Consider the following 15,760-nt stretch of genomic DNA (forward strand, 5'->3'; position numbering starts at 1 on the left):
TGTGTCTCCCTCAGGGAATCTCGATGGCCATGGCGGTGGCTTCGCCGCCGCCGATACACAGGGCAGCCACGCCGCGCTTGAGGCCGCGCCGGCGCAGCGCATGGATGAGCGTGACCAGCAGGCGCGCGCCGGTGGCGCCAATGGGATGGCCCATGGCACAGGCGCCGCCGAGCACGTTCACCTTCTGCGCCGGCAGGTCCAGCGCGTCCATGGCCAGCAGGGTCACCACGGCGAAGGCTTCGTTGATCTCGAACAGGTCCACCTCCCCTATCGACCAGCCCGCTTTCGCGAGCACCCGCTCGATGGCGGGGATGGGGGCGGTGGGGAATTCCCCAGGCGCGGCGGCGAACCCGGCGCTGGCAACGATGCGGGCGATGGGCGCGAGGCCCCGACGGCGGGCGGCGGCCTCGTTCGCCAGCACCAGGGCGGCGGCGCCGTCGGAGATGGACGAGGCATTGGCGGCGGTGACCGTGCCGCCAGCGCGGAAGGCCGGCTTCACGCTGGCGATCTTGGCCAGATCGCAGCGGCCCGGCGTTTCGTCGGTGTCGATGGAGGTGTCGCCCTTGCGACCACGGATGCGCACCGGCGCGATCTCGTCGACGAAATCGCCCTCGATGATGGCGGTCTGCGCCCGGCGCACCGACTCGGCAGCGTAGGCGTCCTGGCGGTCGCGGCCGATGCCGGCGGCCTCGGCGACCAGATCGGCGTAATGGCCCATGAGCTGGCCTTCGTAGGCGTCCTCCAGACCGTCATGGAACATGTGGTCGAGCACCTGACCATGGCCGAGGCGGTAGCCGGCCCGGGCTTTGCTCAGCAGATAGGGCGCGTTGCTCATGGACTCCATGCCGCCTGCAACGCCAAAGTTCGCATGCCCGGCGAGGATGGCGTCGTGTACCTGCAGGGCCGCCTTCATGCCCGAGCCGCACATCTTGCTCACGGTGGAACACGGTACCGAGGCCGGCAGGCCGGCGCCGAGCACCGCCTGGCGCGCGGGCGCCTGCTTGAGGCCACCGAACAGGCAGCAGCCCATCACGGCCTCGTCGATATCGCTGCCGGCGAGGCCGGATTGATCGAGGGCGGCGGCGATGGCGGTGGCGCCGAGTTGCGGGGCGGTGAGCCCGGACAGGGCCCCCTGGAAGGCGCCGATCGGCGTGCGTCGGGCGCCGAGGATGACGATGGAGGAATCGGACATGGGGTTCTCGCTAGGGAAGGTCTTGGTTGAAAGCCACGCTCAGCGCCCCAGGCGCTGGATGGCGGCGGTGGTCAGGTAGCGCTCGAGGATGGCCGCATCGTTCACCCGCATGTGCTCGCCCCCGGGCAGCGTGCGCACCTGCTCGATGCGCGTCATGCGCCCGGTCTGCACATTGCAGGCATGCACGGTGGACCAGGACCAGTAGGGATGGCGGCCATCCATTACCCGCGCATCGCCGTCCTCGTACACCGAATAGGCGCCGTCGAAGAAGCGAAAGGGCTCGCCACGGCGGTCGTAGGAGGTCATGGCCAGCGGCAGCAGGGTGCGGGCGTCGAACCACACCCGCTTGCGGCTGACCGGCGCGCGCGGATAGCCGGTGGGCTCCGCATCGATCACGATCACCTCGGGCACCAGCTCAACCGTGGTGTCCCAGAAGCGGTTGTCCTTCGGGCCGCCATGGGTGCGGTGTTCCCAGTTGGGATGGCGCGCATCCCAGCCGCCGGACACCGCGCCGAGGAACGGCCCGCGCCCCACCACCCGGTAGTTGCCCCAGGTGAGGAAGGGGTCGCCCGCCGCCCAGGCGTCGGAGAGATACAGCTCGGAGCCCGGATTGAGGGGCTCGAAGCGCTGGTTGGTGGGAAAGCGGCGTACCCGCTTGAAGGCCGGCAGGTAGCCGTAGAGCTCCGGAAAGCGAGACTGGTCGTAGGGCCAGATGCTCAGATACGCCGTGCCCTGGATATCGCCCGGTTCGACGAAAAACACCGACTGCAGGCGCAGGGTGTCTTCCAGCCCCGGCAGGTAGGGATGGGGGTCGAGGCTGGCGCGGGCCACGGTGGCCATCTCAGCCCAGCCGCTGGCGTACTGGTAGAGCACGGTACCGTCGGCGTCCAGGTCGTATTCGCGGCTCACATACAGCGCGGCATCGTGACGGCCCCAGCTCAGCGTGTGAGCGGCAAACACCTCAAGGGCGGACGTCGGCTCGGGGAAAGGGTTGCCGCCAATCCACGGCGTGCCGTCACGGGTGACGACATTGCCGCTGGCATCGAAGCGGGCCTGGCCGCGATGGCGCAAGCTTGCTTCGAGATAGTCGGGGGGATTGAGCTTGAACAGATCGGTGGTGGTCGGCGCCAGCGAAAGGCGCCGCCCCTGAGTGGCGATCTGGTGATAGCGCACCGGGTCCAGCAAGTCCTTCACCAGGCCCACGTTGTCGCGATCGATAACATCCCCGGACGAGAGCTTGCCGCGGGTGTACTCGTCGATCGACACGAGCTCATCAGGATAGGCGGCGGCGATCGAGCCGGTGCGCCAAAGTGCCGACCACGCCGAACCGAACACCCCGGCACGCAGCAGCCCCCTGGCAGAGTTCGCCAAAAAGCTTCGACGGGCATGCGCCCGACCGCGGCATCCGCTGATACTCATCGCATGAATCCATAGCTGGGAATAAACCCGGCATCACATCGCGTGTGACGCCGGCAAAGAGCGGTGACCCGCTCAGAAGGAGATCGTGGCGCGGGCGAACACTTCGTTGGCGTACTCAAGCCCCTGGGCGAAATTACGGTTGTCCTGGGCGCCGTAGCTCTTGAGGACATTGGCGTAGACATCGAGCTGGAAATCCTGATTTGGCTTCCACTTCACGCCGGGCTGGAACAACCAGCCGCCTTTCAGATCGGTGAGCACGGTCATGTCGAAGCGCCAGGCCAGGGTTGGCGAAGGTTGTTGAAGCGCGAAAGCCACGGCATTGAATCCGCCGCTCTGCCCGTTCGGGCGCTCACCGGCGACGTTGTTCACGCCCACCAGCGATCGGCCAAACAAATCGCTGGCCGACTTGTGCAACCACTGGGCCACCATGTAGGTGGCAGGCACCGAATTGCTGAACTTGTGATATTTCTCGGCAATAAAGGCGAACTGGGTCTCGTCTTTCTCAATGTAGTGACGCGATAACGTCGGATTGGTGAATTTCTTGTTCGGCGTATAGGACAGCTCAAAGCGGCCGATCAACTGATCCATGAGCGAATCCGGCTCGCCCTCGAACACGTGATTGATACCGAAGCCGAGCACGGTTTCGCGAGGGAACTCGCGCACCAGGTGACCGCGCAGGCTGCCGGTAGTAAAGAAGGTATCGAGAATGCACCCGCCCGAGGCCTTGTCCACCCGGATTGCTCCCACCGCAGAAGACGGTGCTCCACAGCCGGCGGCGACCGCGTTGGCACCCAGGCCGACCGTCCCCGGAAATTCATTGAGCGCGGTCTCCAGCGCACCGAGGCCATCGAGCCGGGTGGCGGCGGCGTAGCTATACCATTCGGCCGCGCTGAACACGCCCGTGTTGGTGCCACCCTGAAAGGCTGAACCCGCCAAGGTGCCGGCACCATTGGCCAGTGTCCACTTATAGACGCCGTCGGGATTGTTGCGACGGACCGCAAACGCATGGACATCGAAGTCGCCAACCTTGCCCTTCAAACGTGCGCCGAAATTCCACTTGTTGCGGGCGTCGTCGAAGCCTGGCCGCTCCTGAATGGTGAACTGCGCCGGAATCGGGTTGTAGGGCGAGTTCGCCCCAGGCACGACCGAGGCCTGAAACTTCTGTGCAAAGCCTTCGACTTCCCAGTCATCGGTCACCCGGTAGCTGCCGCGAATGCCCAGTGACGGCACGCGCGAGTCAGAATATTCTTCCGCGGCCACGCCAAGCACCGAATGGCGCCGCAGATCGAGGCCATTGGGCACGTCGGCAACGCGGAAAAACAGCGCCTCACCCCAGGCAATTTGCTGATTGCCAAAGCGCAGCCACAGTGGGCCGCTGCTGTAGTCGGCATAAGCCACCGGGAGGTCCAGCATCCAGTCCTTGCCGTTGGCTTCCAGTGGCGTGGCCTTGGTGGTGGCGTAAAACTCCTGCTCGAAGGTGTTGCGATTGTCGAACGCGTCTTCGACCCGGCCGATCTCGTCGGCAATGCCGCGCAGTTTGAAGTGCGCCGACCAGTTGTCCGAGAGCCGACCATCGACATTCAACTCGAAACGGGTTTGAAAAAGGTTGAAAGTATTGTCCTTGGTATGCGAGTCGGGCCGCGTGATGTTGCCACCGAAGAGGCCGGTATTGGCGACGGTAACGCCATTGTAGGTATTGCCCTGCTGGTTGTTGATGTTGCTGTCGCCCGAGGTCTTGACCGCCACTTCCTGGCGAATGAAACCCGATGCCGACCAATCGGCGGCCAGTGCTGTCCCGGTGCCCGACAGGCATGCTGCCGCCATCGCGCTTGTTGCCACTATTCTGGTTTTCACTTTGGAGCCTCCTCTGTACGTACTTTTGGTGTCGTGCGTGTCTAACGCTGAATCGAAAGAATCGTGCCGCCCGAGCCAACGACGAGCACCCGGCGAGCGTCGTTCTCGCGCTGGAATCCGGTCACAGCCAGATGCCAGCCGATGCGGGCCGGTGCCGACGTGTCGGCGCGCCAACTGTTGCCACCGTTGTCGGAGTACAAAATGGTGTAGATGCCAGCCGCGACGACACGGCCGCCCGGCCGCGCCCACACGCTTGTCAGGATCGCCGCCGTGCCGCTGGGAAGCTCTGTCCAGCTCGCGCCATCGTCGGTGGATCGCAAGATCACGCCCTCTTGACCGACCGCGTAGAGGCGTCCGTCATCGGTCATCGCAAGGCCAAACAAGGACCGGCGCCCCTTGTGCAGGGTCTGCCAGTTCGCCCCGCCGTCACGCGACCGGATGACCAACTCGAACTCACCTACCAGCGTCACCTCGCCGCGGGCATCCACATGAACGTCGTAGAGATGCGGCTCCGCCCAGTCGCCGGTCAGCGCCTCCCAATCCAGTGTGAGCGCCGTCCATGTCTTGCCCCAGTCCCGGGTCTGCAACACCGTGCCGAAGCCGCCCACCGCATAACCGGTGCCGACAGCATTGACATCGACAGCAAGCAGACGCGCATCGGTTGGCACCTCGGCGCGCTGCCAATGCTGACAATCGGCGGCATACACGATGACGCCCTGCTGACCGCTGGCAATGCAATGACCGGCCTTGCGAGTGACCGCGAGCAAGGCAACATCAGTGGGCGGTTTGCCCTGACGCTGCCAGGTGTCACCGCCGTCATCGCTGTGGACGACCATGCCGAAATCACCGACGGCGATCAGCTCGCGTCCCTCGCCGCCGAGCGCATACAAGGTGTCATGAGCGACACCGTTGAAGACGGTATCCGGGGGAGGCATCTCGCCGCCAAGCGCCGGGCCGCAGAGCGCAGCCACGAACACGAGGGCGAGACGATGGGCGTGACGGCGCAGACTCATGGACATGCCCTGCCCGCTCAGGCGCCAAGGCGCCGGATGGCCTGCGGCGTCATGTACTTCTCATACAGCCCGTCGATATTGCGCCCCGAGGAGATGCCCCCGACGATGGACTTGACCTGGTTGAAACGCGACATGCGGTTGGTTTGCACGTCGTGGCTATGGACACCGGTCCATGTCCAGGTCGTGTGATTGCCGGTCATGTCGCGCTGGTCGCCTTTCTCGTACAGGCTGTAGGCGGGCTCGAAACTCTTGAACAACTCGCCGCGGCGATCGTAGGTATGGCAACCGATGTAGATCATGTTGCGGGCGTCGATAAACACCCGCTTTTTGCCCACCGGCGCCCGCGGATAGCCGATCGGCTCTGCCTCGACGATGAGCACCTCGGGGCACAGCTCCATGCAGGTATCGGAGAAGGTCTTGCCGGCCGCCCCACCATGCACCGGTGGCTCCCAGTTGGGGTGCTCCGGATGCCAGTTCTCGGAGACCGCGGCGAGCATGGGCCGGCGCTCGACGAGTTTGAAATTGCCCCAGGTGAGCATGGGATCGCCCGCCGCCCAGGCATCGGACAGATACACGGTGATGCCGGCCACCAACGGTTCAAAGCGCTGGTTGGTGGGGAACTTGCGTACCCGCTTGAAGGCCGGGATATAGCCGACCAGCTCGGGAAATTTGCGCTGATCGCCGTACCAGGTACTCAGATAGGCCGTGCCCTTGACGTCGTTGGGACCGGTAAACAACACGGTCTGGTAGCGCAGCTTGTCTTCATGACCGGCCAGATACGGACTCTCCACACCCACCCGGCCGATGGTGTTTTCCTCGACCCAGGCAAAGTCGTACTGGTAACCGATCTCGCCATCCGGGCCGATATCCCAGTCGCGAATGGCGTACAGCGCATTGTTGTGCCGCCCCCAGCTCATGGTGATGTTGGCAAAGGCCTCGATACCGGTCTTGGCCTCCGGGAAGGGGTTGCCACCAATCCACGGCTTGCCGTCCTTGGTGAGCACGTTGCCATCCTTGTCGAGGATCGCCTGACCGTTGTTGCGCAAGGTCGCCTCGAGATAGTCGGCCGGGAACAGACGGGTAATGTCGCGGGTGGTGGGCACGATCTTGATGCGCCGGCCCATCTCCTTGACCTCCTGATAGGCAATCGGCGTGAGCAGATCCTTGACCGCCTCGACGTTCTCGGCAGTGATCACGTCCCCGGTGTTGATCTTTCCCTTGGTGTAGGCCTCAATCGAAAGCAACTCCTCTGGATAGGCCTTGGTGATGTCCCCAGCGCGGGCGATCAGCGGCCACAGCGGCGTGAGAACCCCTGCGCCGACCAGGGCGCCAGCCTTGCCGAGAAAGGCGCGACGGGCGAAGTCGAAGTCGTATTTCCGGATATGCATGATGTGGTCTCCTGGTTCGGTGTTTTTGTGTGCGCGAGAAAAAGCCATCACAGGCTCGACGACGCCGTGGCCGAGCCCGGCACCATCGTGTCGTCCAACGATTCGGACAAGGCGTGATGTTCGGCCGAGACGAAACGCGGCCGGAAGAGATAGATCAGCAGTGGCACCAGCAGTAGTGCCAGGATCATGTTGATGGTCATCACCACGATCAACAGCAGGCCCATATCAGAGAGGAACTTGAGCTCCGAGAGCACGTACCAGGGCAGGATGCCGATGGTCATCAACAGCGCGGTGAAGAGAATCGCCTTGCCACAGGTGAGCAGCGCCGCCGTGATGGCATCGCCCATGTGCTTGGCATCCTTGAACTCCTCGCAGATGCGGCTGACCATGTAGATGCCGTAGTCGATGCCGACACCAATGCCGATGGCGAGAATCGGCAGGCTATTCACATCCAGCCCCATGCCCATCAGCACCATGTAGGCGGTGAGCATGGCATTGGCCAGATTCACCGGCACCAGCAACACCAACGCCGCCGCTACCGAGCGATACGCCAGAGAACAGCCGATGCCGATGACCAGGTTCAGGCCGGCGAGGATGTACCACTGGTAGGTATCGACGGTGTCATTGATCGACTGCTGCAGCGCGATCGAGCCCGAAGCGAGGCGAATGCGGAAAGTGTCATGTTCCGGCCCCACCGTAGCGATGCACTGGCGCGCGTCGGCCAGTGCCGCATCGACCGTCGCCTGCTTGTTGTTGCGGTACCAGAGCGAGACCGTGGCGTTCTTCTGCTCGAAATCAGCCACATGCAGGAAGGCCTTGGGGCTGGTGCCCATCATCAGCGCATTGGCGGCGGCCGACACGGCAGCGTCGTCGCGATCCAGCGGCATCCACTTGGGATTGCCACCGTTGAACAGCCGGTTGGCCTCCGGCGCATAGTCGGCGAACGACAAGGTCGCGGTGGGCGGATGGGGCTGGCGCTCCAGGCAGCGCTGCAGCGCGCGCATGGCGATAAGCGTGTCGGCCTGACGCACGATGCGCCCTTCCTTGCCCTCGAAGATCACCTCCAGCGACATCACCCCGGGAAAGTGGGCATTGATGTCGCGCACCGCGGTATTGAAGGCCGAGTCCTCACGCAGCAGGTTGCTGCCCTCGACCGGATTCCCCACCTGGATCTTCGTCATGAGGGCCAGCGCGACAACCGCGACCAACGCGAAGACAATCGCCGACAGCCTGGCCATGCGCCCCGTGCTCAGCCGCGCCAGCTGGCCTAACGCGGTTTCAAGCAAGCGATGGACGATGCCCGCATCCTTGGAAGAGCCCACCAGCTTGTCCAGGTTCTTGGGCGTCGGCAGCAGGCTCAGCAGCACCGGGGTAAGGATCACGCTGGTGGGCACCAGCATCAAGGCCCAGAAGCCGGTAAACATGGCGAAGCGCTCCATCGCCGGGATCGGCGCCAGGCCCACCAGCAACAGCCCGCAAGCGTCGGTGAAGATGCCCAGCGTGCCAGGCGCCACCATCACGGCCAGCGACATTTCGGCCGCCTTGCGTTTGTCGCCACATTCGCGCAACAGCTCGTAGTAGCGTTCGGTCGCCTGCACCGAATGGCTGAAGGAGCGCGCGATCAACAATAGCGGCACCACCATCAGCAAAGGCTCGACCGGATGCCCGATCCAGCCCACAAAGCCGAAGCCCCACACGGCAGAAATCGCGCTCACGATGACCGGCGTCACTACGCCCGCGGTATTGCGCATCACCAGCAACAGGCACAGGAACATCAAACCCAGCGTGACAGCGAAGATCATCGCCGTGTCACCACCGAAGTGATAGACCCAGCCGGTCAGCGTCGGCCAGCCCGCGACATGGATTTCATGCTGGGCGTCGCTGTGCTTTGTGACCAGCGCCTGCACCTGATCGAAAACCGTGCCGTAATCGACAAGGCGCTCGATGAAGGTCGCATTGATGAGCGCAGCGGCGCCATCCGCCGACACCAGAAAGGTGCGCGCAAAGGGCGACTCACTGACCCTGCGGCGAATCTCCGCCAACTCCGTCCGGGTCGTGGGCGGCGTGTCGTCCATGATCGGATTGGAATAGATCCCCTCAGCCGTCAGCGTCGTGTAGCGCGCCTTGGCGGTCGCGATCGACACGATCTGGTCGTGATCAACCCCTGGCACCAGGTCGATGTCTCGCGAGATCGCATTGATCTTCGCCATCGTCTCGGCGCTGTAGATGTCCTGCCCGTCGGTGCGCTTCACCATGATGGTCACGGTCAGCGGGTTGCCGAAGTTGGGATGGTCGATGTAGGCCTGAACGAAGGGATGCGTGCGAGGAAAGAGATCCGAAAAAATGGTTCTCGCCTCGACACGGAACAAGCCGTAACCGAACACCAGCGATATGAGCAACGCAGCACCGATGGTGCGCCAGCCATTGCGCACCGCAATCCGCGCTACCTTGTGTCGGATCGTCTCCAAGAATATGTCTCCAGTCACCGTCTGCCGGAACGGCTGGCCCCTTCGTCATGCATCACACACACTGATGGGCCGCCGCTTTTTGTTAGCGTCGACAATAGGAATCCCGGAGAACGCGGTCATAGTCCGAAGGAGGTATTCGGGTAGGTATTTTCCTGACCGGGGAACAGACCTGCGCCCCCTGCGGCCGAACCATCGGATTGGCAGCGGGGTCCGCCACGGCGAAGAATGAAGGACATGGGAAAGCGTGGATTGGCCGCACGGCGAACCATCGGGTTTCAGCGGTACGCGATGCCGCACCGCCACGCTGGCTTCACCGACGCGGCGCTACAAACGGCGTGTCAGGTGCAACGCCATGGATGCCATGATGGCTCGCCGGCACAAGACATCAACGGCGCCATTTCGCCTGTCGGCGCATCCACGAGATGCGGCAAAGCAACGTCCCGGACGCCGATCTCAGGAAGAGGAATCCGCGCCAGCGCGAGCTGAACGCCTCCGTTCGCACACGCTGTAAAAATCCTGCCCCTGCTGGCAGCTTCAAGACGCAACGAGGCATGGCGCATGGACTTTGCCAGCGAACACGCCCTTCGCTCACCGGCCCAAGATGCAAAAAGGGGAAGCAAGATACCTCTTGCTTCCCCTTCGATTTCTAGCAATTTGCGAAGGCCTTGAAAACCTCGCTCAACCCCGTCAGACCTGCATATTCATGATGTCCTGATAGGCAGACACCAGGCGGTTGCGCACCTGAGTCATCTGCTGGAAGCTGAGATTGGCTTTTTGCAAATTGACCATCACTTCCTGCAGATTGACGTTCGGGTCGCCTGCCGAGAAGGACTTGGCCATCGTCTGGGCGTCTTGCTGGGCAGCGCTGACATCGGCCAACGCGTTCTGGAGCGCATCATTGAAGCTGACGCCATCCGGCGTTTCGGTGGCCGCAGACGCACTCTTGCCGCCAGCCGTCTGAGCGGTGGCACGCAGTTCGTTCAGTACTTGATCGATGCCGCGAGTGTCCATGGTGGTTCCAGCAAATCCTGCGCTATGGGTGGTTTCCTATCAGCAAGGCGCATGCCATGCCGACGCCCTTAATCAACAGGGTAGCCCTCTTCCCGGTACTGCTGCAATTTGTAGCGCAAGGTGCGCTCCGAAATGCCAAGCTTTTCAACGGCTTTCTTGCGCGAGCCGCCCATGGCCTTGAGCGTACCGAGAATGTGATCGCGCTCCAGATCCTTCATGTTGCTGCTGGTACCGGACGCGGCAGAGGCGCCCAAAGCGGCAAAACTTGCCGGTTCGGCGGCAGCACTTGCCGGCGGTCGCGGCGTACTGCTGCCCAGGCACAGGCGCAACGTGTCGGCACGAATCACGCCGCCGGTGGCCAGAATCAGGGCGCGCTGCATGGCGTTGTCGAGTTCGCGGGCATTGCCCGGCCACGGGTGGGCGCGCATCAGCTCGGCCGCGTCATCATCAATCACCGCCTGGCTGCCCAACCGCTCGCTTTGCCGCGACAGAAAGTGTCGCGCCATCGGCAGGATGTCGCCCGGCCGCTCGCGCAGCGCGGGAATGGGCAGGGGAAAAACATTGAGCCGGTAGTACAAGTCTTCGCGGAAACGCCCGGCGGCCACTTCGGCGGCCATGTCGCGGTTGCTGGTGGCGAGTACACGCAGGTCGAGGTGAACCGGCTTCTTGCCGCCGACGCGTTCGACTTCGCGCTCCTGCAACACGCGTAGCAGCTTGGCCTGCAGGCTGAGCGGCATTTCGGAGATTTCATCGAGCAGCAAGGTGCCGCCGTCGGCCTGTTCAAACTTGCCGGCCTGGGCGCTGTGGGCGCCGGTGAAGGCGCCCTTTTCGTGGCCGAACAGGGTGGCCTCGAGCAGGTTGTCGGGGATCGCCGCGCAGTTGATCGCCACAAAGGGCTTGGCCTTGCGCGGAGAGTGATTGTGGATGTAGCGGGCAAAGACTTCCTTACCTGTACCCGATTCGCCCGAGAGCATCACGGTCGCGTCGGTCTCGGCCACCCGCGCGGCCAGACTGAGCAGTTCACGGGTGCGCGGGTCTTCGGCGATGGTGCCGCTGTCGCTGACCGGCGCGGCCGCATAGCGGCGCACATGGGCGTGCAAGACATCGGGTTCAAAGGGCTTGAGCAGGAAGTCGCAGGCGCCGCCCTGCATGGCGGCCACGGCTTTTTCGACATCGCCGAAGGCGGTCATCAGCATCACCGGCAACTGCGGCAGCCGCGCGCGAATTTCGCCGAGCAGTGTCAGGCCGTCCATGGGCTCCATTTTGAGATCGCTGATGACGAGGTTGAACACGCCACGTCCGAGCGCTTCGAGCGCCGCAGGGCCGCCGTCGACAGCGGTGACGGCATGGCCTTCGAGTTCGAGGATCAGCGTGACGGCATCGCGCAGGGCGGCGTCGTCTTCGACCAGCAGGAGGTTCAAGGGCTCACTCATGGGCGTTCTCTTCAGCGGTATCGCCGGCGGTCAGCGGGACCACCAGCCGGAATCGGGTGCCCTCGCCGGGCCGGGAGACCAGGTCAATATCACCACCATGCGCGCGGGCAACGCCGCGGGCAATGGCCAGGCCCAGACCGGTGCCTTCGGCGCGGGTGGTAAAAAAGGGCTCAAACAAGCGCTGCTGCTGGTCGGCGGAAATACCGGCGCCGGAGTCCTCGACCACAAAACTTACCTGCGCCGCATCGCGTGTGGCCCGCAGGCTCACCCTGCCGCCGGCGGGGGTAAATTGCAGCGCGTTCTCAAGCAGATTGGTGAGCGCACCAGCCAGCGCCTTGCGGTCGGCCACCAGACGTGTAGTACCGCACTCGCAGGCGTGCGTAAATTCGATCTCGCGCTGACGGGCGATGGGCTCCAGCGTGTGGGTCAGCTCTTCGGTGAGCGCACACACGGGCACCGGCTCGCGCCCCAGGCAGTCGCCACGGGCAAACAGCAGCATGTCGCGGATCAGGCGTTCGAGGTGGCGCAGGCGTTCGACGGCGCGGTCGGCGATCCGGCCGCGCTCGGATTCTGGCAGCTGCCCTTTGCCCAGCGTGGCGGTATACAAGAGTGCGGCAGACAAGGGCGTGCGCAGCTGATGCGCCAGACCGGCCACCATCTCGCCCATGGCGGCCAGGCGCGCATTGCGCTCGGCTTCGCGCTGCATGCGGTGAGTGTGGGTGACGTCGTTCATCAACACGATGCTGCCCTCGCCAGACTCCAGATGCGTGGACGAGATGGCGATACGACGCGCCGCCTCGCCCTCGCCCAGTTCCAGCTCGCCCGGGGTTTCGGTGGCCGTCAGCCGCTGGCTGAGCGCGCTCCAGGCCATGCCCTCGATGGATTCGCCAAGCCAGTCACGCGCGGCGCGGTTGGCTTGCAGTACGGTGCCTTGACGGTCGAGCACCAGCACACCCGCCGGCAAGGCACCCATCAAGACAGACAGGCGTTCATTGAGCTGCCCCACCTGCCCCTGCAAACCGGCATAGGCATCGGTCAGCTCGGCTGAGGCGCGGTTGAACAGGGCAAAGGCTTCGGCCAGCTGGGCGGCGTCGAGCGACGGCGCGGCGGTCTCGTTCATGACAGGTTCGGTAGGTAGACGCTTTTCCACAGTGCGAAGCCTACGGGTGGACCTTGTGTTTAGAGGCGGCAAATAGGCGGCAAAAACTGCCGCTTATTCTGCCTAAGCTTTTCCGTCTTGGCGCAGACAATGCGTCTCATCCGTCAAAGCGATTCCGTGAAGGACCGAAGCAATGGCCACCGCACAAAATGCCGCTACCGTACCGGGCTCCCCGATACAGCAAGCGTTCGAAAACTTCAGCGCCATGCCAGGGCGCCAGAAAATGGCGCTGCTGGCCGCCGTGGCCGCGGCCATTGCGCTGGTTGTCGGCGTGTTGCTGTGGAACCAATCGTCCAGCTACGCCGTGCTGTTCTCCAATCTGGAAGAGCGCGACGGCGGCGCCATCGTGACCTCGCTGCAACAACAGAACGTGCCCTACAAGTTCACCCCGGGCGGTGGCGCGATCATGGTACCCAGCGACCGGGTGCACGACATTCGCCTGCAACTGGCCGCCCAGGGCTTGCCACGTGGCGGCATGGTCGGCTTCGAGCTGATGGAGAACCAGAAGCTCGGCGTGTCGCAATTTCATGAGCAGATGAACTATCAGCGCGCGCTCGAAGGCGAACTGGCACGCACCATTCAGGCGATCGGCTCGGTGGCCAACGCACGGGTGCATCTAGCCATTCCCAAGCGCAGCGCGTTCTTGCGCGATCAGCAAAAGCCGACCGCATCGGTCTTCGTCAATCTACGCGCCGGGCGCAATCTGGATGGCGCCAAGGTCGCCGGTATCGTGCATCTGGTGTCCTCCAGCGTGCCCAACATGAGCAACGAGAGCGTCAGCGTCATCGACGAAACCGGCAAGCTGCTGACCGACTCGAATGACCCGATGCGTGTCGCCGGCCTGGACCCGACCCAACTGCGCTATGTGGAAGAGCTGGAATCGACCTATGTACGACGAATCGAGACGATCATCGAGCCGATGGTCGGCAAGGGAAATTTCCGCGCTCAGGTGACCGCCGATGTCGACTTCAACCGGGTCGAGCAAACCGACGAAACTTACAAGCCCAACCCCTCGCCGCAGCAAGCCATCCGCTCGCAGCAAAGCAGCGAAGTGCTGACCCGAGACCCCGGCGCCAAAGGCGTCCCTGGCGCGCTCACCAACCAGCCGCCCGTGCCGGCCACGGCGCCGATCACCAACCCGGCGGTCGGTGGCACCGGCGCGGCAGCCGATGGCAACTTCCTCACCCGCAACGCCAGCGACACGACCAATTACGAAGTGGATCGGACCATTTCGCACACCAAGCGCGCAACCGGTGCGATCCGCCGACTGTCGGTCGCGGTGGTGCTCAACCACCGCACCGTCACCGACAAGAATGGCAAAGAGACCACGACGCCCTTGTCGGACGAAGAGATCGCCCGCATCAACAACCTGGTGCGCGAAGCCATGGGCTTCAACGCCGAGCGCGGTGACAGCCTCAACGTGGCCAACACCGAGTTTGCCGCCGGCATCACCGAAACGATGCCCGAGCTGCCGCTGTGGAAAGACCCCGAGATCATCGATATCGGCAAGCAGGCGCTTCGCTACCTGATCGTACTTGCCGTGCTCGCCTATGTGGCGTTCGGGGTTATCAAGCCGCTGCTCAAGACCCTCACCCCACTGCCGGCAGGCGACGAAGAAGACGCCACACCGGGCGCGGCGGCCGGCGAAAGGACCTACGATGAAGAAGGTGAGGAGGTGACGCTCTCCGAGTCGGCCCGGCAGAAAAACAGCTATGAAGCCAAACTGATGCAGGCACGCGAAACCGCCAAGAACAACCCGAAACTCGTCGCCAACCTGATCAAGGACTGGATGGGCGTCAACGAGGAGGCCCGCAAATGAGCCCCGAAGAAGGCTTGGAAAAAAGCGCCCTGCTGCTGCTCTCGCTCGGCTCGGACGAAGCGGCCGAGGTGCTCAAGTTTCTCGGTCCCAAGGAGGTCCAGAAGCTCGGCATGGCCATGGCCAAGCTGCCCTCGCATCCGCGCAGCAAGGTCGAGCCGCTGCTCGACGAACTCGAGACGCACTGCGAACAAGGCTCGCCGGTCGAGGCCGACGAAGAGCAGATCCGCGCCATGCTCACCAAGGCGCTGGGCGACGACCGCGCCGCGCACATCATCTCGCGCGTACTTCAGGGCTCAGACACCGCCGGCATCGAAAGCCTCAAGTGGATGGACGCCGCCACCGCGGCCGACCTGATCAAGAACGAGCACCCGCAGATCATCGCCACCATTTTGGTGCACCTGGAAAACGACCAGGCCGGCGAGATCCTGAAAGCCTTCTCCGACCGCCTGCGCAACGACGTGCTGCTGCGTATCGCCACGCTGGACGGTGTGCAGCCGGCCGCGCTCAAGGAACTCAACGACACCCTCACCCGCACCCTGTCGGGCGCCTCCAACGTCAAGAAGGCGGCCATGGGCGGCGTGCGCCACGCGGCCGACATTCTCAACTTTGTGGGCGCCGCGGCTGAAACGGCGATCATCGACAACGTGCGCGAATACGATCCGGACCTGGCGCAGAAGATCCTCGACGAGATGTTCGTCTTCGACAACCTGATGGACATCGACGACCGCGGCATCCAGACCTTGCTGCGCGAAGTGCAGTCCGACTCGCTGGTGGTCGCACTCAAGGGCGCCCAGGCCGAGTTGCGCGAAAAGATCTTCAAGAACATGTCGCAGCGCGCGGCCGAAATGCTGCGCGAAGACCTCGAATCGCGCGGCCCGGTGCGCCTGTCCGAAGTCGAAGGCGAACAAAAGGAAATCCTCAAGATCGTGCGTCGCCTGGCCGAGGAAGGCCAGATCATGCTCGGCGGCAAAGGCGGCGACGATGCCTTCGTTTAACGGGATGCC

At 63.8% G+C, this 15,760-nt stretch carries 11 protein-coding genes; 2 read left to right on the plus strand and 9 right to left on the minus strand.

What is annotated here, in order from left to right; genetic code table 11:
• Nucleotides 1-10: 10 nt before the first annotated feature.
• The 9 genes from FHP91_RS10170 to FHP91_RS10210 form a co-directional block, all read right to left on the minus strand.
• A complete protein-coding gene (locus tag FHP91_RS10170; protein WP_144309490.1) occupies nt 11-1,192 on the minus strand; it encodes a thiolase family protein in 1,182 nt (393 codons plus the stop codon).
• Nucleotides 1,193-1,231: 39 nt separating this feature from the next.
• The gene (locus FHP91_RS10175; RefSeq protein WP_144309491.1) at nt 1,232-2,611 is read right to left on the minus strand and encodes a DUF1329 domain-containing protein; all 1,380 of its coding nucleotides are present in this window, start codon (nt 2,609-2,611) and stop codon (nt 1,232-1,234) included.
• Between the two features lie 72 nt (nt 2,612-2,683).
• A complete protein-coding gene (locus FHP91_RS10180) occupies nt 2,684-4,465 on the minus strand; it encodes a DUF1302 family protein (protein WP_222105162.1) in 1,782 nt (593 codons plus the stop codon).
• A 41-nt stretch (nt 4,466-4,506) separates the two neighbouring features.
• Nucleotides 4,507-5,478: a WD40/YVTN/BNR-like repeat-containing protein gene (locus FHP91_RS10185; protein WP_186301504.1), complete on the minus strand. Its 972-nt coding sequence runs from the start codon at nt 5,476-5,478 to the stop codon at nt 4,507-4,509.
• A 17-nt stretch (nt 5,479-5,495) separates the two neighbouring features.
• A complete protein-coding gene (locus tag FHP91_RS10190) occupies nt 5,496-6,866 on the minus strand; it encodes a DUF1329 domain-containing protein (RefSeq protein ID WP_144309493.1) in 1,371 nt (456 codons plus the stop codon).
• A gap of 47 nt (nt 6,867-6,913) precedes the next feature.
• Complete coding sequence (locus FHP91_RS10195) at nt 6,914-9,334, minus strand: efflux RND transporter permease subunit (RefSeq protein ID WP_186301505.1); 2,421 nt, start codon at nt 9,332-9,334, stop codon at nt 6,914-6,916.
• Between the two features lie 687 nt (nt 9,335-10,021).
• On the minus strand, nt 10,022-10,345 hold the full coding sequence (gene fliE / locus FHP91_RS10200) for a flagellar hook-basal body complex protein FliE (protein ID WP_144178887.1): 324 nt from the start codon (nt 10,343-10,345) through the stop codon (nt 10,022-10,024).
• A gap of 68 nt (nt 10,346-10,413) precedes the next feature.
• Entirely contained in the window at nt 10,414-11,778 is a 1,365-nt protein-coding gene (locus FHP91_RS10205) for a sigma-54-dependent transcriptional regulator (protein ID WP_144309494.1), read from the minus strand.
• Nucleotides 11,771-12,898 (minus strand): sensor histidine kinase, encoded by a 1,128-nt coding sequence (locus tag FHP91_RS10210; protein WP_144309495.1) that lies wholly within the window; start codon nt 12,896-12,898, stop codon nt 11,771-11,773. The genes FHP91_RS10205 and FHP91_RS10210 overlap by 8 nt, the downstream gene beginning before the upstream one ends.
• Nucleotides 12,899-13,070: 172 nt before the next feature.
• Between FHP91_RS10210 and fliF the strand changes: the two genes are divergently transcribed.
• Entirely contained in the window at nt 13,071-14,756 is a 1,686-nt protein-coding gene (fliF, locus tag FHP91_RS10215) for a flagellar basal-body MS-ring/collar protein FliF (protein WP_144309496.1), read from the plus strand.
• Nucleotides 14,753-15,751, plus strand: a complete 999-nt coding sequence (gene fliG, locus FHP91_RS10220) for a flagellar motor switch protein FliG (RefSeq protein ID WP_144309497.1) — start codon at nt 14,753-14,755, stop codon at nt 15,749-15,751. Before fliF ends, fliG begins: the two co-directional genes overlap by 4 nt.
• Nucleotides 15,752-15,760 lie beyond the last annotated feature (9 nt).

Source organism: Denitromonas halophila (assembly GCF_007625155.1).
Taxonomy (GTDB): domain Bacteria; phylum Pseudomonadota; class Gammaproteobacteria; order Burkholderiales; family Rhodocyclaceae; genus Nitrogeniibacter; species Nitrogeniibacter halophilus.